The organism is Pseudomonas luteola NBRC 103146, assembly GCF_002091675.1.
Classification (GTDB): domain Bacteria; phylum Pseudomonadota; class Gammaproteobacteria; order Pseudomonadales; family Pseudomonadaceae; genus Chryseomonas; species Chryseomonas luteola.
Window position 1 is genome coordinate 160,202 of sequence record NZ_BDAE01000002.1, and the last position, 22,951, is coordinate 183,152.

Sequence of the window (22,951 nt, forward strand, 5' to 3'; positions counted from 1 at the left end):
TCTTTTCCTTGGTAAGAACCGCCAGACGCGGAGATAGGATGCGGATGCTATATATTATGATAATCGTTATCAATAACGAGTTGATAGCAACTTGATTGCGTCGTCTGGAATGCAACGAGCACGGAACGCGCTGTCCTAACGCCTCAGGTGTTCAGGCGGAAGAAAGACGGCTAGTCGAAGGAGAACCGCTTGGGTCGCGGGGGCTTGTCTGGAAAGCGGGTTCCAGACTTGGGCGGGTGCGCTTTGCGCAGCGGTTCGAGCAGCGGTGACAGACCGTTGTGGTCGATCTCCTGCATCAGCTGGATCAGGCGGCCGATTTCGCCCTTGGGAAATCCTTCGCGGGCAAACCAGTTGAGGTAATGGCCGGGTAGATCGGCAATGACGCGACCCTTGTATTTGCCATAGGGCATTTCACGGGTCACCAGCAGTTGCAGATCCTTCGGGTCCATAAAGCCTCACAGGGTAACGGTTGGAATGCCCGGATCTTCACCGGACCCGGACATTCTACCGTATCGAGGCTGACAGGCGAGGTCAGCGCCCCTGAACGGCATGGGCCGCTCGAATCACGCAGCGGGTCAGCTCCGGTGGAGAGAACTTGGTGAGTACGTCGTTGGCACCTGCCTTCTTGGCCCTGTCGCTGTTCATGGAGCTGTCCAGTGACGTATGCAGCAGTACGTAGAGACTGCTGAAGTCCGGACTCTCGCGCAGGCTCTGGGTAAAGGCGTAGCCGTCCATTTCCGGCATTTCAATGTCGGAGACAACCACGTTGATCTCATCATCTGTACCTTGTAGCTCTAGAAGCTTTTCAATGGCTTCCTTGCCGCTGCGGGCAACATGGCAGCGGATATTCAATGTCTGCAAGGCATGAAGCGACAGGTTGCGCGCGACTTGGCTGTCATCCACGATCAAGATACGCGTTGCCTCCAGGGCTTCGATATCTTCTTCGTTCAGGGCCGAAGGCGTCTGCGGTATGGCAGGCGGTGCAATACCGTGGATAACCTTTTCGATATCCAACACCTGAACCAGCGTGCCTTCCACTTGGGTCACGCCGGTGACAAAGGCGCGACTACCCGAGCCGAAGGGGGGCGGGATGATGTCGCTCGACCGGCAGTGAATGATCTTGGCAACGTTCTGGACGTGTAGCGCCTGCTTGGTACGGCTGATCTCGGTCACGATCAGGCAGCCGCCAGAAGGGTCGACCAGGGGCTGTTCGCCAATGGCACGGCTCAGGTCAATCACCGATAGCGAGGCGCCTCGCAGGGTCGTGACGCCTTTGACATGTGGATGCGACTCAGGCATGCGCGTCAGGGGCGGGCACGGAATGATTTCGCTGACCTTGAGCAGGTTGATGGCCATGAGCTTTCCGCTGCGCAATGAGAACAGCAGCAGCGAGAGGGAGTCATCGGACGGATTGTGCTTGGGCATGTGCGACCTGTTCAGGAGTTCAACTTGGCTGCCAGGACTATCGGCCAATAGACGCGAAGGTTTAGGCGAAAGTTTGCTTCATTCTGTCGCATCCGCCCAAAGAGCCACTGGCCGGGCGAGCGTAGCCAGTCATCGGGTCGGGCTTCAGATCCCCGAAAGGGAGTCGATGAATCCAAAGACAGCCCGAAAAAGAGTCCGGGCACCGTCATGTCATGTGAGCTTCAACAAGAATAAACAGGAGCCTGTTGCATGGATGTCTTACGCAAATACCCCGTTCGTGCGCGTCTGTGGTTGATCCTGACCGTCGCGGCCCTGATGCTGCTGGCCTTCGGCGCGCTGACGCTCAGGGCGTCCTATGAGCACCTCTATCAGGGCAAGGCCGAAAAGACGCAGCATGTGGTCGAAACCGCTCTAGGTGTGTTCACGCATTTTCAGGCGTTGGAAGCGGGCGGTACGCTCAGTCGCGAGGCGGCGCAGCAAGGCGCCTTGGCTGTGCTCAAAGCGCTTCGCTACGGTCGCAACGACTACTTGTGGGTCAATGATCTGCAACCGCGCATGGTCATGCATCCGATGAACCCCAAGCTCGACGGGCAGGACCTTTCTACCTATAAAGATCCTGACGGCAAAGCGCTGTTCAATGAGATGGTAGTCGTGGCAAAAAACGGCGGTGGGGTTGTGGCCTACCGTTGGCCCAAGCCCGGTGCCAGTGAGCCGGTGCCCAAGGTTTCCTACGTCAAGCAGTTCGAGCCCTGGGGCTGGGTACTGGGAACAGGCGTCTACCTGGATGATCTGCAGGTCGAGTTTCGCGCACAGGTCTGGCAGACGGCAGGCGTCGGGGCCGTCATCGTAGTGCTCATGGGCGTCTTGATCTTTCTCATTCAGCGCAGCATTACCCGACCGCTGACGTCGACCGTCAGGGCAATGGCCAGTATCGCCAGTGGCGAGGCCGACCTGACCCACAGGCTCGACACGTCGGGCCGTGACGAGTTGTCTGAGCTGGGCCGCCATTTCAACCGGTTTTCGGAGCATTTGGGTGAACTCATTCGTCAGCTACTGACGGCTGCTCATTCGCTGGATCGTCATTCAGGCGAGCTGGGTGCCATTGCGGCCCAAAGCCAGCGGCACAGCGATACCCAGACCCAGCAGATGGATATGCTCGCCACGGCTATCAATGAAGTGACGCATGCCATCCAGGACGTGGCCCGCCACGCCGAGCAGGCCTCAGGCGAGGTGCAGTGTGCTGAGCGTCGGGCCGATCAGGGGCAGGTCAGTATCCAGACCAGCCTCCACCAGACCGAAGGGTTGTCAGATACCATTCTTCAGGCCGCCCAGGTCATTGAATCACTGGCGCAGGAGAGTACCCAGATCGGCACCGTACTGGACGTGATCCGCTCCATTGCCGACCAGACCAACCTCCTGGCCCTTAACGCTGCTATCGAGGCAGCACGTGCCGGTGAGCAGGGGCGCGGGTTTGCGGTAGTGGCCGATGAGGTCAGGCTTCTGGCACAGCGCACGCAGAAGTCCACCCAGGAAATTCATGCCATGATCGAGCGGCTGCAGGCCAATTCAGGCGCGGCGGTTCGGGTCATTCAGGAGAGCCGGCAGGCTTCGCAGCACACCATCGAGCAGGCCGGTCAGGCCAGCGACAGCCTTGAGCAGATCAACCAGACCCTGCGTAACCTTGCAGCGGTAAACGCCTCGATTGCGAGCGCTACCCTGCAGCAGTCCCATGTGGTGGAGGAGATTAATCAGAGCGTCGTGCAGGTGGCCGGCCTTGCTCAAACCAACGCCACGGCGAGCGTGCAGACGAGTCAGGCCAGCCAGCAGCTGCGTGGCATTGCCGATCAGTTGGGTCATCTGCTCGGCCAGTTCAAGGTGTAATACCTTCCCTTGCAGGGCCGGTCCTGACGGGTCGCCCTGCATTTCTTAACGCTTTCTTTACGCCTCCCTGGGGGCTTACGTCTCGATCCTTTACAGGACTCCTCCCGACAATGCTCTCCATCAGCGGTCGTGCCGCGTAAAGGAGAGAGTCATGAGCGTTCTGGATAGCCTGTGCCTGCTATTGGCCGTGGGCCTGTTCGTGTACCTGCTGGTGGCGCTGATGCGCGCCGACCGTTCGTGAGGCCACGACCATGAGCACTGCCGATGGCTTGTTGATTTTCCTGTTTTTGGCGTTGTTCCTAGCGCCAGCGCCTCTTCTGGGGCGTTTTTTCTACCGTGCCCTCGAAGGCGAGCGCACCTGGCTTACCCCGGTCCTGGCGCCGCTGGAGCGGGTGGGCTATCGCCTTGGCGGAGTCGATTCCCATCATGAGCAGAGCTGGCAGCAATACGCCCTGGCACTGCTCATGTTCAATCTGGTCGGCTTGCTGGCCTTGTTTCTGATGCTTCTGCAGCAAGCGTATCTGCCGCTCAATCCGCAGCATCTGCCGGGTCTTGAATGGACCCTGGCACTGAACACGGCGATCAGCTTTGTCACCAACACTAACTGGCAGGCCTACAGCGGTGAGGCGTCGCTGTCGTATTTCAGTCAGATGGTAGGGTTGGGCGTACAAAACTTCGTAAGTGCTGCGACCGGGATTGCCGTGCTGGTAGCCTTGAGCCGCGGCATTACCCGCCGCAGCGCGCTGGCACTGGGTAATTTCTGGGTCGACCTGACCCGCGCGACGCTCTATATCCTGCTACCGCTCAGCCTGGTGCTGGCCGTGTTGCTGATCTGGCAGGGCGTTCCGCAAACTTTTTCGGCCTATATCGACGCCAAGACGGTCCAGGGCGGTACGCAAGCCTTGCCGCTGGGGCCAGCCGCCAGTCAAATCGCCATCAAGCAGTTGGGCACTAATGGCGGTGGCTTTTTCGGCGTGAACTCCGCGCACCCCTTCGAAAACCCGACGGCGCTGAGCAATCTCCTGGAAATGGTCTCGCTGCTGCTGATCCCGGCCGCACTGGTGTTTACCTTTGGCCATTATGTGAAGGATCTGCGGCAGAGCCGGGCGATTCTGGCCTGCATGCTGGGCCTTTTGCTGATCGGCATAGGCGTATCGCTGTGGTCCGAATGGCAGAGCAATCCGGCTCTGGCCTCGCTGGCGGTTGAGCAGGGCGCCTCGCTGGAGGGCAAGGAAAGCCGCTTTGGCATCACAGCCTCGGTGCTCTGGTCGGTTGCCACCACGGCGGCCTCCAACGGGTCAGTCAATGCAATGCATGACAGCCTTTCGCCGCTGTCCGGGCTGGTGGCATTGTTCAATATGATGCTGGGCGAGGTTATCTTTGGCGGGGTAGGCGCCGGGCTCTACGGCATGTTGCTCAACGTCCTGATTGCGGTGTTCCTGGCCGGGCTTATGGTGGGGCGCACCCCGGAATACCTGGGCAAGAAGCTTGAAGCACGGGAGGTTCGCCTGCTGGTGGCAACACTCCTGGTCATGCCGCTGGGCGTGCTGGTGCTGGGGGCTCTGGCCATCAGCCTGCCGGGACCGGTATCGGCCATCAGCAACCCCGGCCCCCACGGCTTCAGCCAATTGCTTTATGCCTATACCTCCGCCACCGCCAATAACGGCTCGGCCTTTGGCGGGTTCGGTGCCAACACGTCCTTTCACAATCTGATGCAGGGGCTGGCCATGCTGCTTGGCCGTTATGGCTACATCCTGCCGGTACTGGCCATTGCCGGGAGCCTCGCCGCCAAGCGTACCGTACCGCAGGGACCAAACAGCTTTCCTACTCACGGCCCGCTGTTCGTCACGCTGCTAACCCTGACCATCCTTCTGGTAGGTGGCCTGACCTTCCTGCCGACCCTGGCCCTTGGGCCGATTGCCGATCAACTGATGCTTTTCGGTGGACATTGATATGAACATGCATACCCAACCGACCACTGCTGCCGCTGCGCCTGCGCCCGGCAAACCGCTCTGGCAGGCCGCGCTGGTCCAGGCCTTTGTGAAGCTGGACCCACGGCAGCTGGTGCGCTCGCCGATCATGTTCGTCGTGGAGCTGACTGCCGTCTTCACCACCGTGCTGTGCTTTTTGCCGCAAGCCGGGGTGAGTACCGCCGTGGCCGTACAAATCACTTTGTGGCTGTGGTTCACGGTGCTCTTTGCCAACTTTGCCGAAGCCCTGGCCGAAGGACGCGGCAAGGCGCGTGCCGATAGCCTGAAAGGCGTAGGGCAGGACCTTATGGCCCGTCGCCAGACCGCGGACGGTCTGTTCGAAATGGTGCCGGCCGTGGGGTTGCGCAAAGGAGATGTGGTCCGCGTCGAGGCAGGTGAGCTGATTCCGGGAGATGGTGAGGTCGTCCAGGGGATCGCTGCTGTCAACGAGGCGGCTATTACAGGCGAATCCGCCCCGGTCATCCGTGAGTCCGGCGGGGATCGCTCGGCCGTAACCGGCAATACCCAGATTGTCTCGGACTGGCTGCTGGTACGCATCACGACCAATCCGGGCGAATCTACGCTAGACCGGATGATCGCCCTGGTGGAGGGGGCCAAACGGCAGAAGACGCCTAACGAGGTCGCGCTGGATATCCTGTTGATCGGCCTGACTCTGATCTTTCTCCTGGTGGTCGCCACGCTTCAGCCCTTTGCTCGCTATGCCGGTGGCGATCTGCCCATGCTGTACCTGGCGGCACTGCTGGTGACGTTGATTCCGACCACCATTGGCGGCCTGCTTTCGGCCATTGGCATTGCCGGGATGGATCGTCTGGTGCGATTGAACGTGATTGCCAAATCCGGCCGTGCTGTGGAGGCTGCCGGGGACGTGCATACGCTGTTGCTGGACAAGACCGGCACCATCACCTTTGGCAACCGCCGGTGCAGCGCCATGTATGCGGCAAGCGGTATCACGGCCAAACAGCTGGCTGAAGGCGCCCTGCTGGCGTCACTGGTGGACGATACCCCTGAGGGCAAATCCATTGTCGAATACCTGCGGGCCCTACATCCCATGAACGAGCCTGCCCGTGATGCGGTCACGCCAATCACTTTTAGCGCCGAGACACGCCTGTCCGGTATTGATTGGGACGGCCACGTCTACCGCAAGGGGGCAGTGGACGCCGTGCTGCGTTTTCTGGGCATGACACGTAGCCAACTGCCCGATGTGCTGGCCCGCGAGATCGACCGCATTGCCAAGGATGGCGGAACACCGCTACTGGTCTGCGCCGATGGACAACTGCTCGGAGCCATTCACCTGAAGGACGTGGTCAAGCCCGGCATCCGTGAGCGTTTCGCCGAGCTGCGCAAGCTGGGTATCCGCACGGTAATGGTGACTGGTGACAACCCGCTGACCGCCGCGGCGATTGCGGCCGAGGCGGGGGTCGATGATGTGATCGCCGAAGCCACGCCTGAAAAAAAGCTGGCCCGCATCCGTGAGGAACAGGCGGACGGCAAGCTGGTCGCCATGTGCGGTGATGGAGCCAACGATGCTCCGGCGCTGGCCCAGGCTGATGTGGGCATGGCCATGAACGACGGCACCCAGGCGGCTCGCGAAGCGGCCAACCTGGTGGATCTGGACTCCGACCCTACCAAGCTTTTGGACGTCGTGCAGGTGGGCAAGGAGCTATTGGTTACACGTGGTGCGCTAACCACCTTTTCCATCGCCAATGACGTGGCCAAATACTTCGCCATCTTGCCAGCATTGTTCGCCAGTATTTATCCGCAGTTGGGCGCGCTTAACGTGATGGGCCTGCACAGTCCGCAAAGCGCGATCCTGTCCGCCATTGTGTTCAATGCCCTGATCATTGTGGTGCTGATCCCCCTGGCGCTACGCGGCGTGCGTATCCAGGCCGCCAATGCTAGCCAATTACTGCGCCGTAACCTGCTGATCTACGGCCTCGGCGGTCTGCTGGTGCCATTCGTGGGCATTAAGGTGATCGATATGCTGTTGACTGCCGCAGGGCTGGCCTGAGCGGCCGGTCTTCCTTAGGAGAATCGTTATGTTTGCGCACGTTCGTCCCGCCCTGTCCATGATGCTGGTCCTGAGTCTGATCACTGGCGTGGCCTACCCGCTGGTGGTCGCTGGTGTCGGACAGGCCGCCTTTGCCAGCCAGGCCAATGGAAGTCTGATTCGCAACCCGGCGGGTCAGGTCATCGGCTCGGCATTGATCGCACAGCCCTTTACTGGAAACCAATGGTTTCACCCGCGTCCCTCGGCGGGTGATTTTGCCACGGTGTCCAGCAGTGCGAGCAATCTCGCGGCGTCCAACCCGGCACTGGTACAGCGAATCGCCGAGTCGCTGGGGAATGAGCAGGGCAGTGGTCCGGCGCCGCTGGCGTTGGTCATGACGTCGGGCAGCGGGCTTGACCCGGATTTGCCACCGGCTGCCGCCCGTTATCAGATCGCCCGGATAGCCCAGGCGCGTGGCATACCGGCCGATGAGCTGGAAAAACTGGTCGTCGAGCATACGGAACGCTCGTTGATCGGGCCGCCAGTGGTTAATGTGCTGCAACTTAATCTGGCCCTAGATGAGCGTACGCGATGACCGATGCCGCCGAGCGCGCCGATGCACTGCTTGCCGACCACGCCGAAGGACGTGGCCGGCTAAAGGTATTCCTGGGCGCGGCGCCCGGTGTCGGCAAGACCTACGCCATGCTCCAGGCCGCCCAGGCTTTGCAGCGACAGGGCGTGGACGTGCGGATCGGCGTTGTGGAAACCCACCGACGCGCGGAGACCGAAGCCTTGGTCGCCGGTCTTACGCAACAACCGCTACGGCGATACGACTACCGGGGCATGCATCTGGCGGAGCTGGATCTGGACGGTGTACTCGCCAATCCACCCCGGCTCGTGCTGGTTGATGAGCTGGCGCATACCAATGCGCCGGGGAGCCGCCACGCCAAGCGCTGGCAGGACATCGAAGAGCTCCTGGCCGCCGGGATCGATGTCTACACCACCGTCAACGTCCAGCATCTGGAAAGCCTGAACGATCAGGTTCGTGATGTGACCGGCGTACAGGTGCGCGAGACCGTGCCGGACCGGCTGTTGCAGGATGCCTATGAGATCGTTCTGATCGACCTGCCGCCGCGCGAGCTGTTGGAGCGGCTGCGCGAGGGTAAGGTCTATGTGCCCGAGCAGGCGCGGGCTGCCATCGATGCCTTTTTCAGCCAGACCAACCTTACTGCCCTGCGCGAGATGGCCATGCAGACGGCAGCGGCGCGGGTCGACTCGGATCTGGCCCGGCGTTATCGCGCCCAGGGGGAGGATGCTCCGGCGCTCCTGGGGCGTCTGCTGGTAGCGGTCAACGGTGACGGCCAGGCGGAGCGGCTGGTGCGCCATGCGAGTCGAGTGGCGGAGCGCCGGCACCTGCCGTGGAGCCTGGTACATGTCGAGACCGGGCGGACACAGGACGAGGCCGAGCGCGCCCGCCTGCAAGCCGCCCAGCGTCTGGCCGAGCGGCTCGGGGGCGAAGTGATCATTCTACGGGCCGGAGAGGTGGCGAAATCCCTGGTGAATTACGCCGTGGAAACGCGGGCCAGCCTGTTGATGGTTGGGCGCAGCCGGCCCACCTGGGTTCGCCGTCTGTTTGGTACTGGGTTGGCCTCGCGCTTGCTACAGTTCGAGGCGGGGCTTGAGATCAGTGTGCTGGATGCCCGTGAGGAGGTGGGCACCTCCCTGCCAAAGGTGCCCCAACGCAATGGCCGGGATTACCTGCTGGCGATCGGTGCTACCGTGGGCGCTGCCCTTCTGGCCAAGGCCGCCTCCAGCCTGCTTGAGCTTCCCAATATTTCGCTGGTGTTCCTGACCGCCGTTTTGCTGGTCGCCATTCGCAGTAGCCGTGGTCCGGCCATCCTGTGCGCGGTCCTGAGTTTTCTGACCTATAACTTTCTGTTCATCCCACCGTTGTTCTCATTCACCATTCAACGTGAACAGGATGTGCTGACGCTCATGTTCTTTCTGTTCATGGCAACGCTCACCGGCAATCTGGCGGCCCGCCAGCGAGGGCAGCTGAACAGCCTCAGACAGGCCCAGACCGAAACCGGCGCCCTGCTGGAGCTCTCCCGCAAGCTGACGGCCGCCACTGACCGGCAGGCGGTACTGAAGGCTGCGGCGCAGCAGCTGAGTTCCACCGACATCGAGGTCTGTCTGATGAGCCGGGATAGCCATGAGCAGTGGCATGTCGAGGCTGGGACCGCCAGCGTCCTGAATGAAAGCGAGCGTGCCGCGGCTGACTGGGCGTGGAAGCACGAGCAGCCAGCGGGCCATGGAACGGATACCTTGCCCCATGGGCGCTGGTGGTGGTGGCCCCTGGCATCCGAAGAGGGCCCTCTGGCGCTGCTGGGTATTGCCTTGAAAGACGGCAGGAGCCTGAGCGCCGAGGAGCGCCGGCTGTTTGCTGCGCTGGGTCAGCCGCTGGCCCAGGCGCTGGCGCGGGCGCGTCTGGCCGAAGACCTGGAGGCTGCACGCCTGCATGGGGAAACCGAGCAGCTACGCAGCGCCTTGCTGGCCTCCGTATCGCATGACCTGCGCACCCCGCTTACCGCCATGCGCGGCTCTATCGACACATTGGCCACGCTGGGCGACAGCATCAGCGCCGAGGATCGCCAATCGCTTCTGGACACGACACGTCTCGAAGCCGAACGTTTGGATCGGTATATCCAGAACCTGCTCGACATGACCCGGTTGGGTCATGGCGGGCTGCAGCTGGCCCGCGACTGGGTCTCCCCAGGCGACGTCGTGGCCAGCGCCCTGAGCCGACTGAAGCCTGTACTGGCACCGCTGCATGTCGAAACGTCGGTTCCCCTCGATATGCCGCTGCTCTATGTGCATCCTGCCCTGATCGAACAGGCCCTGATCAACGTATTGGAAAACGCGGCGCGGTTTTCCCCGGAGCACGGGCGCCTGCGCGTTGCGGTCGAGCATGACAATAAAGAGATCCGCTTGGCTGTGAGCGACCAGGGCCCCGGTATTCCAGAGGCGGAACGTGCCCGGATTTTCGATATGTTCTACACCGCCGCACGGGGTGATAGAGGCGGACAGGGTACAGGGCTGGGATTGGCAATCTGCCAAGGCATGGTGGGCGCGCACGGCGGTCGCGTGACTGTTGATACCGGCCTTGACGGAAGGGGGGCGACCTTGACCCTGCATCTGCCGCTGCATCCACAACCGCTCGGCGACAGCGAGGGCTGAGGCGTTTCGCCTTTCAATAACGTAGCATGCGGCAAGTGTTCGCTTTTTCTGAAGGCTTCCATGACCACAAATGCACCCTTGATCCTGATCGTCGATGACGAGCCGCAGATTCGCAAATTCCTGCGCATCAGCCTGACGGCCCAAACCTATCGGGTCATCGAGGCTGCCACCGGTGCAGAAGGATTGGCCAAGACGGCACTGGAGCGGCCTGATCTGGTCGTGCTGGATCTGGGTCTGCCGGATGAAGATGGGCAGACCATCCTCAGGGAAATTCGTGAATGGTCGTCCGTACCGGTACTTATTCTGTCGGTTCGGGCGGATGAGCAGGAAAAGGTCCGTGCACTGGATGCAGGGGCGAATGACTACGTCACCAAGCCCTTCGGCATTCAGGAGTTTCTGGCCCGGGTACGGGTATTGTTAAGGCAGGGTGTGGCCCAGCCGCAGACAGAGTCAGCCCTGAGCCTAGGAGCGCTCAAGGTAGATTTTGCCTTTCGCCGCGTCACGGTGCAGGACAGTGACATCGCCCTGACGCGCAAGGAATATGCAGTGCTTGAACACCTTGCTCGTCATCTGGGGCGCGTGGTGACCCAGCAACATCTGCTCAGGGAAATCTGGGGCCCGTCCCATGTCGAGGACACCCACTATCTGCGTGTCGTGGTAGGGCACTTGCGGCAGAAACTGGGCGACGACCCTGCTGCTCCGCAGTACATCATCACCGAGCCTGGGGTGGGTTACCGGCTACGTGACAGGCACGATGCCTGAGCCCATCCCTGGGCGCTGGCGGATCACGCTTCGAGCATCTGCTCGCGACTGTACTGAAGTGCAGCCTGAGCGCGCTTGATCAGGTCCTCTTCTTCAGTCTGGGCCAAGACGGTATTGGCCAGCAGTTCGATGTTCTGCAGGTGAGTCATCTTTTCATCCCGACTTATATTGTCGAGCATGCCAAGTTCTTCGATCCGGTCTTCACACCGGGTGAGCAAGCGATTGTGAAAGTCGTACTGGGATTCGTAGTGCTTGGTACGACGGGCACGGCGAGGGGTACTGATTACCTGATCGGTACTGGGTGCTAGAGACATGATGTACTTCTCAATCATCAAATAAATCGTGGTATGGCAATATGCCATTTCCCGATCTGGTCGACCATACCCCGTACCGGTAATGGTTCATTTTGGAGATGAGCGGATACGTCTTGGGCACGTAAAGGCTCCCTTTCAATGAATGAAACGGCAGGGTAGCGATTTGAAATCATCCAATTGTCAAAAAAGTGTGAAAGACTGACCGATGGGGTTGACCTGTGTCACGAAAGAGGCACTGCCTGTATCCGGTTTCCCTCACCTCAATTCGAACCATCCAGAACGATCGACGGTCGACTTTCTTGTACGGACCCTGGTATTGACGGGTCCGGAAATCGACGTGGAGGTAGAAAGATGGTTTCCAGAATAGGCATGGTCGGACTCACCCTATGTGCCGTGCTGCTCAGTGGCTGCTTTGGCAGCTCCGATGACAAATCCAGCGAATCCAGCTCCGAGAAGGCATCCATCCAGATGCACTCGCCCCAGGACGACGCCACCGGCCAGGACAACCAGGACGCCAACAGCGGCAAGTAAGGCAATAGGGCGCGATTGAAGGTTGGCGGCCTGCCCGGCAGGTCGCCCGGAGCAGGAAGGTAAGGCATGGCGAACGCTGAGGATCTGAAACTGCTGGAAGAGCTGCTTCTGGCTCGAGGCCCGGGCGGGCAGGAGGATGAAGTCAGGCGCATCTGCCTGCGTGAGCTCAAGCGCAGCTGTGATGAGGTATGGGTCGACGCGGCCGATAACGTAATCGGGGTCGTGCGGGCCACCGAGGAGATTTCCCGGGAAGAGGCTGCACAGCGCAGCGTCGTGATCATGGCGCACCAGGATGAAATCGCCATGGTCGTCAAACGCGTCAACCCTGACGGTACGTTGAGCGTCGTCGCACTGGGCGGGGCCTTTCCGGTGAACTTTGGCATGTGCCCGGTCGATATCATGGGTGAGCATGCCCTGCTGCCAGGTGTACTGTCATTCGGAACCATGCACGCCACGCCCGAATCGCCTCAAGGAGCCGATGTGCTCAGCGGCAATGTGCAGTGGAAGGATGTGCATGTGCTTACCCGGCGCTCGAAGGATGAGCTGGGCGAAGCAGGCATACGGGCTGGTACACGAGTTGTACTGAGTCAACATTGGCGCCAGTCCTTTAATGTTAATGACGCTATCGCAGCCCATTTTCTGGATGACCGTGCGCCTATCGTGGCGACGCTCAAGGCTGCTGCGTTGACGGCTGCGCGCCGTTCCCTCCTCAAGCGCGATGCCGTGTTTGTCTTTACGACCAAGGAGGAGGAAACCAATGGCGGTGCTCAATATGCAGCCCGAACGCTACCCGGTGAAATTGTCATTGCCGTCGAGGTGGGGCCTATCGCCGAGGAATACGATACGCAGCTTAGCGCCGACCCGATTGTGCTGACCGGTGATGAAAAAGGGTTTTACTCGAAATCCGTAACGGACGATCTGTTGCAGGCTGCCGAGCGTTGCGGACTCAATCCGCAACCGGCGCTCATGCCGGATTTTGCTTCCGATGCCAGTGCCATACTCAGTTCCGGCTCGAAAGGTAAGGCAGGGTGTATCGCCATCCCAACTGAAAATACCCATGGCTATGAGGTGGTCCTGCATGACGGTATGGATGCCTGCGCCCGAACGCTGACGGAATACCTGATCGGCAAGCCTGTGAACGGATAGTGATCCCGTAGAGAAAGGCCATTCGGAGAATGGCCTCGTGTCCACTCAGACCGATACGCTGATCCGGGACGCCTTGGACGCATCCAATGAATAGTTGCTAACGTTCTGGTACTTGCGGATCACCGTTTGTGCCAGCAGGTTAACGGCATCATTGGCGGCTGTTGATGAGGTGCTGGCTGCACTGACCGTACCAGACGTGCTGCTGTCGTCATTGTCCGTGTGCGCCATCATTGAGGCCTGCAATGCACGGCTCAATTCATCCTGACTGACTTCTCCGTTCTCGTCTTCGTCCAGTGCGGACATCAGCGACGTGCTGTTAGTGTCGTCCAGAGCGGCCAGTTCGAGGGTACTGAGTGTACCGCTGGCATCAGCATCCAGGCTGACGATCAGCTCGTCGGCCAGATCGTCGCTGTCTGCATCAGCTACCGGCAGGGGAGGCGGTGGTGGTGCGAATGCACTGGCAAATTCACGTTGGCTGATGCTATCGCTGCTGTCCTGATCCATCAGGCTGAGCAGCTGGTCGACATCAATTGCCGTGCTGTCGTCACTCTCTCCGCTGCTGGAGGCGGCTGCGGTCAGCTCGCTCTGGCTGATCGAACCATCACCGTCGGCATCCAGGGCCTTGAACAGATTCTTGAGTGGGTTTTCATCATCACTCGTGGTGCTGGCGGGTACGGTGGTACTGTTCTTGTTAGCAGTGTAACTGCTGAAATAGCTGGAATGACTGCTACCTATTCCACTGATCATGACGGGCTACCTGGCTGAGAAAGGGCTAAGGGGAGTTCTCAGGTTCAAGCTTCGCGCATGAGTATGTCGTGGGTATCGTGACTGTGTATCTGGCGAGATACACAGCGGTTGAAGGCATCATGCTGAGCGTATCGGCAGCATGATAAGGGCGGTCAGACCGCCACCTGGGGTTTCTTCCAGGCGCAACGTGCCGCCTTGGTTTTGAATGGACTCCCGCGCAATAGCAAGGCCCAGCCCCACGCCGCCGGAGTTACGGTTACGGGAGCCTTCCAGGCGGAAAAACGGCTCGAATACTGCCTCGCGGTATTGGGCAGAAATGCCGGGACCGTGATCGCGCACCTGTATTTCTATGGAGTCAGGATGCTCCTTCAATACGATTTCGGCGCTACCTCCGTAGCGTAGCGCATTATCGAGCAGGTTGGTCAGGCATGAGCGCAGGGCCATGGCCTGGGTCCGAACAGGCTTGCACTGGCCACTCAGCGATACATCGGCTCCGTCATCCAGGGCGTTTTCCGTCAGTGATTCAGCCAGAGCCTGAATATCGAACAGCACCCAGGGCTCTTCACTGCGTTGCTCGCGCAGGTACTCCAGTGTTGCGTTGAGCAAGTTGATCATGTCGTCCACATCCTGCGTTACACGGCTGCGCAGTTGAGGATCATCGATGTCTTCCAGCCTGAGCTTCACGCGGGCCAGTGGTGTACGCAGATCATGGGAAACCGCCGCCAGCATCCGTCCGCGTTGCTGGATCTGCGCTACGATGCGTTCGCGCATCTGGTTCATCACCCGTGCCGCTTCACGGGTTTCGTGAGGGCCCGTTTCCGGTATGGGAGGGCTGTCCAGGTTATCGCTCAGGTCCTGCGCTGCCGCGGTGAGACGGCTGATAGGGCGGGTCAGCAGACGGGCGCTGATCCAGGCAGCAACCAGCAGAGTGCCTAACTGGAAGGGGAACGGTCCGCCCAACATCCAGCCAAGCTGACCTAGTGCCGAAACCGGCGGTCCGGCAGGAGGCGGGAGCGATGGATTGGTAAAAGGCGGCGGAGGGCGAGGACCACTGAATGCTGTGATCGCGGATGGTGGTAGACGAGACTCAGCGCCTGGCGGCAGCAGGGGTGGGCCGGGCTGCCTTCCCATATAATGGAACCAGGCGAAGGCCAGCAGGTGGCCCAGTACGATGGCAATGACCAGTACGCCGAACAGACGCGCAAATAAGGTGTCCAGACGGCGCACGGGTCAGTTTCCGATTTTCTGGGCGTCGAACAGGTAGCCTTCGCCGCGCACTGTCTTGATAAGCGTTGGTGAGCGGGGGTCGTCTCCCAGCTTTTGCCTTAACCGTGAGACTTGCAGGTCGATACTCCGATCGAACGCCTCGATGGCGCGTCCACGAGTGGCATCCAGTAGCTTGTCGCGGCTGAGCACCTGACGCGGGTGATCGATAAATACCCAGAGCATTCGCACCTCGGCGTTGGATAACGGAACGACCATGCCGTCCGGTGAGTGCAGCTGGTGCCGCACTCCATCGAGCTTCCAACCATCGAAGCGGATATGCGTGCGTGCAACATTCCGGCGTACGCCTCGCGTATCCTGAGTTCTACGCAGTACGGATTGAAGACGGGCGACCAGCTCCCGTGGTTCGAAGGGTTTGGCCATGTAGTCATCGGCACCCAGCTCAAGGCCGATGATCCGGTCCATGGGTTCCGATTGGGCCGTCAGCATCAGGATGGGAATACTGCTGTCCTGACGCAGCCACCGGCACAGAGACAATCCATCTTCACCAGGCAACATCAGATCCAGAATGATGATGTCGTAGCTATTGCCGCCCAGCTTCTGCCGCATCTCAGCGCCACTGGCTACGCCGTCGACATACAGATTGAAGCGCGCCAGATAATCACCGATCAGCTCGCGCATGGGGGCGTCGTCATCGACCAGTAAGACCCTGGCCGTCCAGCGGCTGGGCTCATCGGCAACGGGCGATGCAGGAAAAGGCTGGCGGTCCATAGATACCTGGCGAAAACAAAAAGGCAGGGCCGGAATGCTAGCGAGTCGCCCTACCGGCATCTATAGGTAGCGGCTGACCTTACCTCTTCTTTACAAACCGATACACTCGACCGATAAGAAGAACTAATGGATGGGTTTAACGTTATCAATGAAGTCGCTTGAATAAAGGCGAAAGCCAACTTCGAATAACCCCTGTTTCCAAGCGCTCAAACCATGCCCGAAGGCAGGCTGGGCAAGGGCTCCAGCTATTCATGCGCTTTTGGCAGGGCGGTTTGCCAGACCGTTCTCATCGGCACTTTGCCATGCTGCCTGACACCTGATTGTCATGCTATGTCCGCCTAATGGCGCTTCGCTTGGCCGAACTCCCCGTAGCTTTCCAGACCTAAATAACTCCAACAACCGTGAATTTAGGCTTGGAAATCGCTATGGCTGACGAACAGAAAACACTCACAACCCGTCAGGGGCACCCTGTCAGTAACAACCAGAGCCTGCGCAGCGTAGGCGAGCGCGGCCCGGCTACGCTGGAAAACTATCAGTTCATCGAAAAGATTACCCATTTCGACCGCGAGCGCATCCCGGAGCGCGTCGTGCATGCCCGTGGTACGGCGGCGCATGGTTATTTCGAACCCTATGGCAAGATCGGCGACGAGCCTGCCAGCAAATACACCCGAGCCAAGGTGCTCACCAAGACCGGCGTTCAGACGCCTATCTTCCTGCGCTTCTCCACCGTGATCGGTGGCAAGGAATCGCCCGAGACAGCTCAGGACCCCCGTGGCTTTGCCATCAAGTTCTATACTGAAGACGGTAACTGGGACCTGGTCGGTAACAACCTCAAGGTCTTCTTTATCCGTGATGCGATCAAGTTTCCGGACATGATCCACGCGTTCAAGCCGGACCCTATCAGCAACCGTCAAGAGCCCTGGCGCTTCTATGACTTTGTGCAGCATCATCCTGAAGCGTTGCACATGGTGACTTGGGTCAAGAGCCCCTGGGGTCGCCCGGCTACCTATCGCAACATGCAGGGCTCCAGCGTAAACACCTACAAACTGGTGAATGACAAGGGTGAAGCGGTACTGTGCAAGTTCTCCTTCGAACCCAAGCAGGGTGTGAAGAACCTGACCAGCGAGCAGGCTGCTGAAATCCAGAAAAATGACGTAGGGCATGCCACCCGCGACCTGTACGACGCCATTGAGCGCGGTGAATTTCCCGAGTGGGAAATGTGCGTTCAGGTCATGTCCGAGGATGAGCACCTGAACCTGGACTTTGACCCACTGGATGACACCAAGCGCTGGCCGGAAGACAAGTTTCCGCTGCTGCCGGTAGGCCGAATCGTCCTGAATCGCAATCCGTCCAATGTCTTTGCCGAGACCGAGCAGTCTGCCTTTGGTACTGGCGTGCTGGTAGACGGTATCGACTTCTCCGACGACAAGATGCTGCAGGGCCGGACGCTGTCGTATTCAGATACCCAACGTTATCGCGTAGGCGCCAACTACCTGCAACTCCCGATCAATGCGGCGAAAACCACGGTAGCCACCAACCAGCGCGACGGCTTCATGGCCTACAACGTGGATAATGGTGGAGAAAACCCTCATGTGAACTACGAGCCCAGCACCCAGGGCGGTCTGCGTGAAGCACCCAAGCCCAAGAAGGACTACCACCAGTGGGTCGAAGGGCATCTGGGACGTTATCAGACCACCAAGACCGCGGCGGATTACAAGCAGGCCGGGGACCGCTATCGCACCTTCGAGGACTGGGAGCGTGAGGACCTGATCAACAACATCACAGGCGATCTGAAGCAGTGCCCGGAAAACATCCAGCTGCGGATGATCTGGCATTTCTGGCATTGCGATCCGGATTACGGTCAGCGTCTGGCCGACGGTGTGGGTGTTGATATCGAAAAGGCCAAGGCACTGCCGCCATTGGAAGGCCGTCCGGCACCGGGCCAGGATCTGGACGTGACCCTCTATGACACCGGCGAGCCGGAAGGGGATAGCAAAAGCAATCCCACGCAGGCCAGCGTCATGACTGACAGCGTCAAGTAATTTCCCCAAAAGGCCGTTGAGGCCTGGTTTGGCGGCTACGTCGACTCATGAGCGACGTAGCCGCTTTTTTATTCAAGCGGCAGTCCCAGCTCCTTTTCGATTTCCACCTTGGAGATGCCAAAGTGGGTCATCAGAAAAATGATCTGGCTTTCCAGCCCATGTGGCGCATCTTCAGCTTCTAACGTATCCAGCGATTCCATCTCACCTTCCTCATCCTCCGGCGCCTCGTCCGTACGAATGCTGATGACATCGGGCTGGTTGGCCCCTGACGCATCGCGAACCAGTTCATCCAGAGCCGATTTCCGGATACCGGCCTGACGGGCACGCTCCGCCAGCTCAGCCGCAACGTGCTCGATATGGGTACGTTCCGACAGCCATTGCCGAAAGCTGACGCAGGCCAGCATGGCCTCGGTGCGTTCATCGCAATAGGCCACATAGGCTTCGAAAAGCGGATGTTCACGGTCACCGTCCAGAACGGCTCCCAGTACATGCTCTTCACTGTTCAATGACTCGATGCTCATGCAGACCTCATCTTCGATTTGAATATGTACCTGTAAACAAGGAGGCTTGAAACAACGCGCAAGTTCAAAGCCTGGATGCAAAGTACGCAGCATAAGACGGCCAGGGTTTCATTCGTCACCGCAAGGTCGGAAAATGGTAATGACTCTTACTTGCTAAGGTGAAGAGTTTTGATCCCGCGGAGCCAATATGGAATAGTGCCCGCTTTTTTGCCTTACCGTTAATGGCCCCGTGGGCTATCAGGTCACTCATGTTAAAGCGCTCATTTCTGTCTCTCTGTCTGTTTTCCCTGGCGGTTGTTTTCGCCCAAGCGGTTCAAGCCAATCCGATCACGCTCAATGATGGCGAGCACACCCTTACTTTGCCAGAAGCACCCAAGCGTGTCGTAGCGCTGGAGTTTTCCTTTGTCGATGCGCTGGCTTCGATTCATGTCTCGCCGGTGGGTGTTGCCGATGACGGCGATGCCAGCCGCGTCCTGCCTCGCGCTCGGGAAGCCATTGGTGAGTGGACGTCTGTCGGTTTGCGCTCGCAACCCAATATCGAGGTCATTGCCCGGCTGAAGCCGGACCTCATCATTGCAGACGAGAGCCGTCATGCCGGTCTCTATGACGACCTCTCCAGCATTGCCCCTACGCTGCTGCTGCCGTCTCGCGGAGAGAATTACGAAAGCAGCCTTACCTCAGCTGAATTGATCGGCAAGGCGCTGGACCGTTCCGTGGACATGCAGGATCGTATCTCGGCCAATCGCCAGCACCTCAAGGACATTGCGGCGAATATTCCTGCCAACACCCAGGCCCTGTTTGGTGTGGCCCGGGAAGACAGCTTTTCCGTACACGGTCCTGACTCGTATGCTGGCAGCGTGCTTAAGACCATTGGCCTGACGGTACCAAGCGTGCGTGCTGGCGCAGCACCGACTGAGTTCGTAAGCCTCGAGCAGCTCCTGGCGCTTAACCCCGGCTGGCTGCTGGTCGGGCATTATCGCCACCCGAGTCTGGTGGATGCCTGGAGCAAACAGCCGCTGTGGCAGGCCCTCGGTGCGGTACAGGCCGGGCATGTGGCCGATGTGGACGGTAACGTCTGGGCACGCAACCGCGGCATCATGGCGTCCGAGCAGATTGCCGAGGATGCGCTGAAGATCCTGACCGGCAAGGACCAGGAGTGAGCCGTACCCTGGCGCTGTGCTTTGCTTTCGGGGCGATGAGTGCGGTAGGCCTTGGGCTGTTCTGGTTGTCGTTATCGGTCTACTCGCCCTTTGTCATTACCCGGCAGGATGCCTTCCACGGGCTGTTCTCCGGCGGCCAGGGCGGTACGCAGATTGCCTTTGTTGTCGCGCAGCTGCGTGTGCCCCGAGCAATGGCGGCTGCCCTGGTAGGGGCTGCATTGGCCATGGCGGGCGCACTCATGCAGGGTATTACTCGGAATGAGCTAGCATCGCCTTCTCTGTTTGGTGTCACGGCGGGAGCGGCGCTGGGGCTGGCGCTCTTTTCAACCGAATTGGTGGCGCTGCCATTGCCGGGCGGCGCCATGATCATGACCTTGCTGGGCGGTGCGTTTGCCTGGGGGATCGTGTTCAGCCTGGGCAAGGCGTGGTCGGTGGGGGATACCCAGGGCCGTCTGGTACTGGCCGGTGTGATTGTCGCGGCGCTGTGTGCGGCATTGACACGGCTGACCATCATTCTGGTCGAAGATCAGGCGCAGAATGTCCTGAACTGGCTGGCAGGCTCCTTTGCCAACGTCACTTACAGCCAGGTTGGACTGCTGTGGCCTGCCGTGCTGATCGGCAGCGTCCTGGCGCTGGCCTGCGCGCCCCGGCTCAATCTCATCAACCTGGGCGATGACGCGGCCCGCTCGCTGGGTGTTCGGCTTGCCGGGCTGCGGCTGCTGGTCTTTGCGGTCAGCCTGTTGCTGGTAGGCGCGAGCGTCTGTGCTATCGGGCCGATCGGCTTTGTCGGCCTGGTCGCGCCCAACATGGCGCGCTACTGGCTGGGGCACGACTACCGTGTGCTGGTGCCCGCCAGTGCCGCTCTTGGCGCGGTCATCGTTCTGGCCTCCGATATCCTGGCTCGCGCAGTGGCGTTTCCGGCTGAAACGCCGGCTGGTGTAGTGACGGCTCTAGTGGGGGCGCCGTTTTTCCTATGGCTGGCGAGGCGCTCCCGATGAGCCGTCCTGCCGCTAGCCTGATCGCGCTTATTGCCGTATTGCTCGTCGTCTGCCTGGCGAGTCTGTGCATCGGCACGCAATGGTTGAGCCCTGTCGAGGCGATCCAGCACGTTATCGCCCATGACGCGCAGGACTTTCTTGTCTGGCGGCATCGTCTGCCGCGAACATTGATCGCTGTGCTGGCCGGAGGAAGCTTTGCCCTGGCAGGCGCGTTGGTGCAGGGCGTGATTCGCAACCCGCTCGCTTCACCCGAGATTCTGGGGGTAACCCAGGGTGCAGGGCTGGCATTGACCATCGCGCTGATCTATTTCCCTGCGCTTTCGCTTGTCTGGCTACCCGGGGTAGCCTGCCTTGGAGGTGCGCTTGGCGCAGGTGCCCTGGCACTCTACAGTGCCGGGCGATCCTTTTCCGGGGTACGTTTTGCGTTATCGGGTGTGGCGATCTCACTCACCCTTGGCAGCGTGATCGAGTTTCTGATCCTGTCTCACCCACTCAACATCAATACCGCCCTGCTAGCCCTGACCGGTAGCCTGTGGAGCCGCACCTGGCACCATGTTGGACTGGCCGTACCGCTGCTGGCAGGGCTGCCCTTGGCGCTTATGCTGGCCAAACCTCTCAATCTGATTGGGTTGGGCGATGAAGCCGCTTCGGGACTGGGGGTTCGCCTGGGCCCTGCACGACTCGCCGTGCTGGTACTGGCCGTGATCCTGACAAGTCTGGGCGTGGCGATCATCGGACCGGTCAGCTTTATCGGTCTGGTCGCACCGCATCTTGCGCGCCGCCTGATCGGTGGCCGTCATCAGTGGCTACTGCCAGCAAGCGCCATTGTAGGCGCCATTCTGCTGGTACTGGCCGATACCTTGGGGCGAGGACTGATTCCACCGGTTGAGATTCCAGCCGGTATTCTCACGGCCATCATTGGCGCGCCGTATTTTCTATGGCTGCTCACGCGGCTCAAGGGGTGACTCCATGCTCGAAGCAGTCGCATTGACACTGGGATATGGCAGCAAGGCCATTGTCGACACGCTTCACTTCAAGGCACCTGCCGGCCAGGTGACAGCCTTGATCGGCCCCAACGGCTGCGGCAAGTCGACCTTGCTCAAGGCCTTTGCCCGAGTGCTGACACCCACGCAGGGCGAAATAAGGTTGGGCGGTAGGGCATATGCCTCTCTGTCTGCGAAGGAGATCGCTCGGCAGGTTGCCTTTCTGCCGCAAGTGTTGCCTGTGCCGGAGGGGGTGACGGTCGAACAGCTGGTGGGCTACGGGCGTAGCCCGCATAACGGCCTTTGGGGACGTCTGCGCCAGATGGACAAACCCCATGTGGAAGCAGCGCTTGAACGCATGGGGCTTGGCGAGCTGCGTGGTCGGCTGCTGGCGGACCTTTCCGGTGGCCAACGTCAGCGCGCCTGGTTGGCCATGGTATTGGCGCAGGATGCATCCGTGGTTCTGCTGGACGAACCCACAACCTATCTGGATATCTGCCATCAGGTCGAGCTGCTCGAACTGATGCAGTCGCTTGCAGGGGAGGGCAAGACCGTAATTACCGTACTGCACGACCTGAATCAGGCCTGTCGCTATGCTGATCACTTGGCTGTGATGAAACAGGGTGCCCTGCAAGCGCTCGGCTCACCTCACGAGGTTATCAACCCTGCTTTGGTGAAAGAGGTGTTTGGCGTCCGGGTACAGGTCATGAAAGAGCCCTGCGCCGGCACCCCGATGTGCGTCATCGAAGGTGTAGCCTAAACAGGGTATCGGCAGATGGGGTCGCCTAGACGGGGTCGCCTAGACGAGATCGTCTGGACAGGGCCCATCAGGTGGTGATTCCGGTCTGTACTCTAAGCGGTCAGGTTATGAGCCGTCTGCGCATCGGCCAGAATATCCCTGAGCCGTTCGGCAAGCTGCATCAGCCTGACCGGCTTCATAAGTACTACGATCCGGTTGGCCCTATCCAGATCATTGTTGCAGGGATAGCCTGACACGATCATAGCGGGCAGGTGTGGCCGCCGCGCCCGCAACTGATCGATCAGCTCCCGACCATTCATGCCGGGCATGGACAGGTCTGTGACCACCGCATCAGCGGCGTCTCGGGCATCGGCTTCAAGCGCTGCCAGGGCATTGTTCGCGACGGTTACGCGATAACCGCTGGCCTCCAGAAATCCTTCAAACAACATGGCGATTTGCGTGTCGTCATCTACTACCAGAATGTGTTGCATG

At 60.0% G+C, this 22,951-nt stretch carries 22 protein-coding genes and 1 pseudogene; 15 read left to right on the top strand and 8 right to left on the bottom strand.

What is annotated here, in order from left to right; translation table 11 throughout:
• Positions 1–170: 170 nt before the first annotated feature.
• Both PLU01S_RS03120 and PLU01S_RS03125 read right to left on the bottom strand, forming a co-directional pair.
• On the bottom strand, positions 171–449 hold the full coding sequence (locus PLU01S_RS03120) for a DUF3820 family protein (RefSeq protein WP_083397824.1): 279 nt from the start codon (positions 447–449) through the stop codon (positions 171–173).
• An 82-nt stretch (positions 450–531) separates the two neighbouring features.
• Positions 532–1,425 (bottom strand): chemotaxis protein, encoded by an 894-nt coding sequence (locus PLU01S_RS03125; protein WP_074822021.1) that lies wholly within the window; start codon positions 1,423–1,425, stop codon positions 532–534.
• A 315-nt stretch (positions 1,426–1,740) separates the two neighbouring features.
• Here PLU01S_RS03125 and PLU01S_RS26520 point away from each other — a divergent pair.
• From PLU01S_RS26520 to PLU01S_RS03160, 8 genes and pseudogenes are all read left to right on the top strand, one after another.
• Positions 1,741–2,445, top strand: a pseudogene (locus PLU01S_RS26520) (cache domain-containing protein); the annotation flags it as partial.
• A gap of 132 nt (positions 2,446–2,577) precedes the next feature.
• Positions 2,578–3,306: a methyl-accepting chemotaxis protein gene (locus tag PLU01S_RS26525; RefSeq protein WP_374940298.1), complete on the top strand. Its 729-nt coding sequence runs from the start codon at positions 2,578–2,580 to the stop codon at positions 3,304–3,306.
• A 151-nt stretch (positions 3,307–3,457) separates the two neighbouring features.
• Positions 3,458–3,547 (top strand): K(+)-transporting ATPase subunit F, encoded by a 90-nt coding sequence (kdpF, locus tag PLU01S_RS03135; RefSeq protein WP_010795812.1) that lies wholly within the window; start codon positions 3,458–3,460, stop codon positions 3,545–3,547.
• Positions 3,548–3,557: 10 nt separating this feature from the next.
• Positions 3,558–5,258 carry a potassium-transporting ATPase subunit KdpA gene (kdpA, locus tag PLU01S_RS03140; RefSeq protein WP_074822025.1) on the top strand — a complete coding sequence of 567 codons (1,701 nt, stop codon included), beginning with the start codon at positions 3,558–3,560 and terminating at the stop codon, positions 5,256–5,258.
• Between the two features lies 1 nt (position 5,259).
• Positions 5,260–7,305 (top strand): potassium-transporting ATPase subunit KdpB, encoded by a 2,046-nt coding sequence (gene kdpB / locus PLU01S_RS03145; RefSeq protein WP_074822027.1) that lies wholly within the window; start codon positions 5,260–5,262, stop codon positions 7,303–7,305.
• A 28-nt stretch (positions 7,306–7,333) separates the two neighbouring features.
• Positions 7,334–7,879, top strand: coding sequence for a potassium-transporting ATPase subunit KdpC (kdpC, locus tag PLU01S_RS03150; protein ID WP_074822030.1), 546 nt, complete (start codon positions 7,334–7,336; stop codon positions 7,877–7,879).
• On the top strand, positions 7,876–10,521 hold the full coding sequence (locus PLU01S_RS03155; protein ID WP_074822033.1) for a sensor histidine kinase: 2,646 nt from the start codon (positions 7,876–7,878) through the stop codon (positions 10,519–10,521). Before kdpC ends, PLU01S_RS03155 begins: the two co-directional genes overlap by 4 nt.
• Positions 10,522–10,581: 60 nt before the next feature.
• Positions 10,582–11,283 carry a response regulator gene (locus PLU01S_RS03160; protein ID WP_010795807.1) on the top strand — a complete coding sequence of 234 codons (702 nt, stop codon included), beginning with the start codon at positions 10,582–10,584 and terminating at the stop codon, positions 11,281–11,283.
• 23 nt (positions 11,284–11,306) lie between these two features.
• Here PLU01S_RS03160 and PLU01S_RS03165 read toward each other — a convergent pair whose 3' ends face one another.
• Positions 11,307–11,597 carry a hypothetical protein gene (locus PLU01S_RS03165; RefSeq protein WP_010795806.1) on the bottom strand — a complete coding sequence of 97 codons (291 nt, stop codon included), beginning with the start codon at positions 11,595–11,597 and terminating at the stop codon, positions 11,307–11,309.
• 351 nt (positions 11,598–11,948) lie between these two features.
• On the opposite strand from PLU01S_RS03165, the gene PLU01S_RS03170 reads away from it, so the two are divergent.
• Both PLU01S_RS03170 and PLU01S_RS03175 read left to right on the top strand, forming a co-directional pair.
• On the top strand, positions 11,949–12,128 hold the full coding sequence (locus PLU01S_RS03170; RefSeq protein WP_074822038.1) for a hypothetical protein: 180 nt from the start codon (positions 11,949–11,951) through the stop codon (positions 12,126–12,128).
• A 66-nt stretch (positions 12,129–12,194) separates the two neighbouring features.
• On the top strand, positions 12,195–13,274 hold the full coding sequence (locus PLU01S_RS03175; protein ID WP_074822040.1) for a zinc-binding metallopeptidase family protein: 1,080 nt from the start codon (positions 12,195–12,197) through the stop codon (positions 13,272–13,274).
• Between the two features lie 45 nt (positions 13,275–13,319).
• On the opposite strand, the gene xopAW is transcribed toward PLU01S_RS03175, so the two are convergent.
• From xopAW to PLU01S_RS03190, 3 genes are all read right to left on the bottom strand, one after another.
• Positions 13,320–14,021 (bottom strand): EF-hand domain-containing protein, encoded by a 702-nt coding sequence (gene xopAW, locus PLU01S_RS03180; RefSeq protein ID WP_074822043.1) that lies wholly within the window; start codon positions 14,019–14,021, stop codon positions 13,320–13,322.
• A gap of 117 nt (positions 14,022–14,138) precedes the next feature.
• Positions 14,139–15,248: a sensor histidine kinase gene (locus PLU01S_RS03185; RefSeq protein ID WP_074822046.1), complete on the bottom strand. Its 1,110-nt coding sequence runs from the start codon at positions 15,246–15,248 to the stop codon at positions 14,139–14,141.
• A gap of 3 nt (positions 15,249–15,251) precedes the next feature.
• Complete coding sequence (locus tag PLU01S_RS03190; protein WP_073450417.1) at positions 15,252–16,016, bottom strand: response regulator; 765 nt, start codon at positions 16,014–16,016, stop codon at positions 15,252–15,254.
• 425 nt (positions 16,017–16,441) lie between these two features.
• On the opposite strand from PLU01S_RS03190, the gene PLU01S_RS03195 reads away from it, so the two are divergent.
• Positions 16,442–18,058 carry a catalase gene (locus PLU01S_RS03195; protein ID WP_010795800.1) on the top strand — a complete coding sequence of 539 codons (1,617 nt, stop codon included), beginning with the start codon at positions 16,442–16,444 and terminating at the stop codon, positions 18,056–18,058.
• A gap of 68 nt (positions 18,059–18,126) precedes the next feature.
• Here the strand turns inward: PLU01S_RS03195 and PLU01S_RS03200 are convergent, their stop codons facing one another.
• A complete protein-coding gene (locus tag PLU01S_RS03200) occupies positions 18,127–18,579 on the bottom strand; it encodes a hypothetical protein (RefSeq protein ID WP_139208679.1) in 453 nt (150 codons plus the stop codon).
• A 248-nt stretch (positions 18,580–18,827) separates the two neighbouring features.
• On the opposite strand from PLU01S_RS03200, the gene PLU01S_RS03205 reads away from it, so the two are divergent.
• Genes PLU01S_RS03205 through fecE form a run of 4 tightly spaced genes read left to right on the top strand, consistent with a single transcriptional unit; the run spans position 18,828 to position 22,480 of the window.
• Positions 18,828–19,739 (top strand): Fe(3+) dicitrate ABC transporter substrate-binding protein, encoded by a 912-nt coding sequence (locus PLU01S_RS03205; RefSeq protein ID WP_074822618.1) that lies wholly within the window; start codon positions 18,828–18,830, stop codon positions 19,737–19,739.
• Positions 19,740–19,774: 35 nt separating this feature from the next.
• Positions 19,775–20,737 (top strand): iron-dicitrate ABC transporter permease FecC, encoded by a 963-nt coding sequence (gene fecC, locus PLU01S_RS03210; RefSeq protein ID WP_074822620.1) that lies wholly within the window; start codon positions 19,775–19,777, stop codon positions 20,735–20,737.
• Complete coding sequence (locus tag PLU01S_RS03215; RefSeq protein WP_074822050.1) at positions 20,734–21,702, top strand: iron chelate uptake ABC transporter family permease subunit; 969 nt, start codon at positions 20,734–20,736, stop codon at positions 21,700–21,702. The genes fecC and PLU01S_RS03215 overlap by 4 nt, the downstream gene beginning before the upstream one ends.
• Before the next feature lie 4 nt (positions 21,703–21,706).
• Entirely contained in the window at positions 21,707–22,480 is a 774-nt protein-coding gene (gene fecE, locus PLU01S_RS03220; protein WP_074822053.1) for a Fe(3+) dicitrate ABC transporter ATP-binding protein FecE, read from the top strand.
• 92 nt (positions 22,481–22,572) lie between these two features.
• Here fecE and PLU01S_RS03225 read toward each other — a convergent pair whose 3' ends face one another.
• Positions 22,573–22,950 (bottom strand): response regulator, encoded by a 378-nt coding sequence (locus tag PLU01S_RS03225; RefSeq protein ID WP_074822056.1) that lies wholly within the window; start codon positions 22,948–22,950, stop codon positions 22,573–22,575.
• Between the last annotated feature and the right edge of the window lies 1 nt (position 22,951).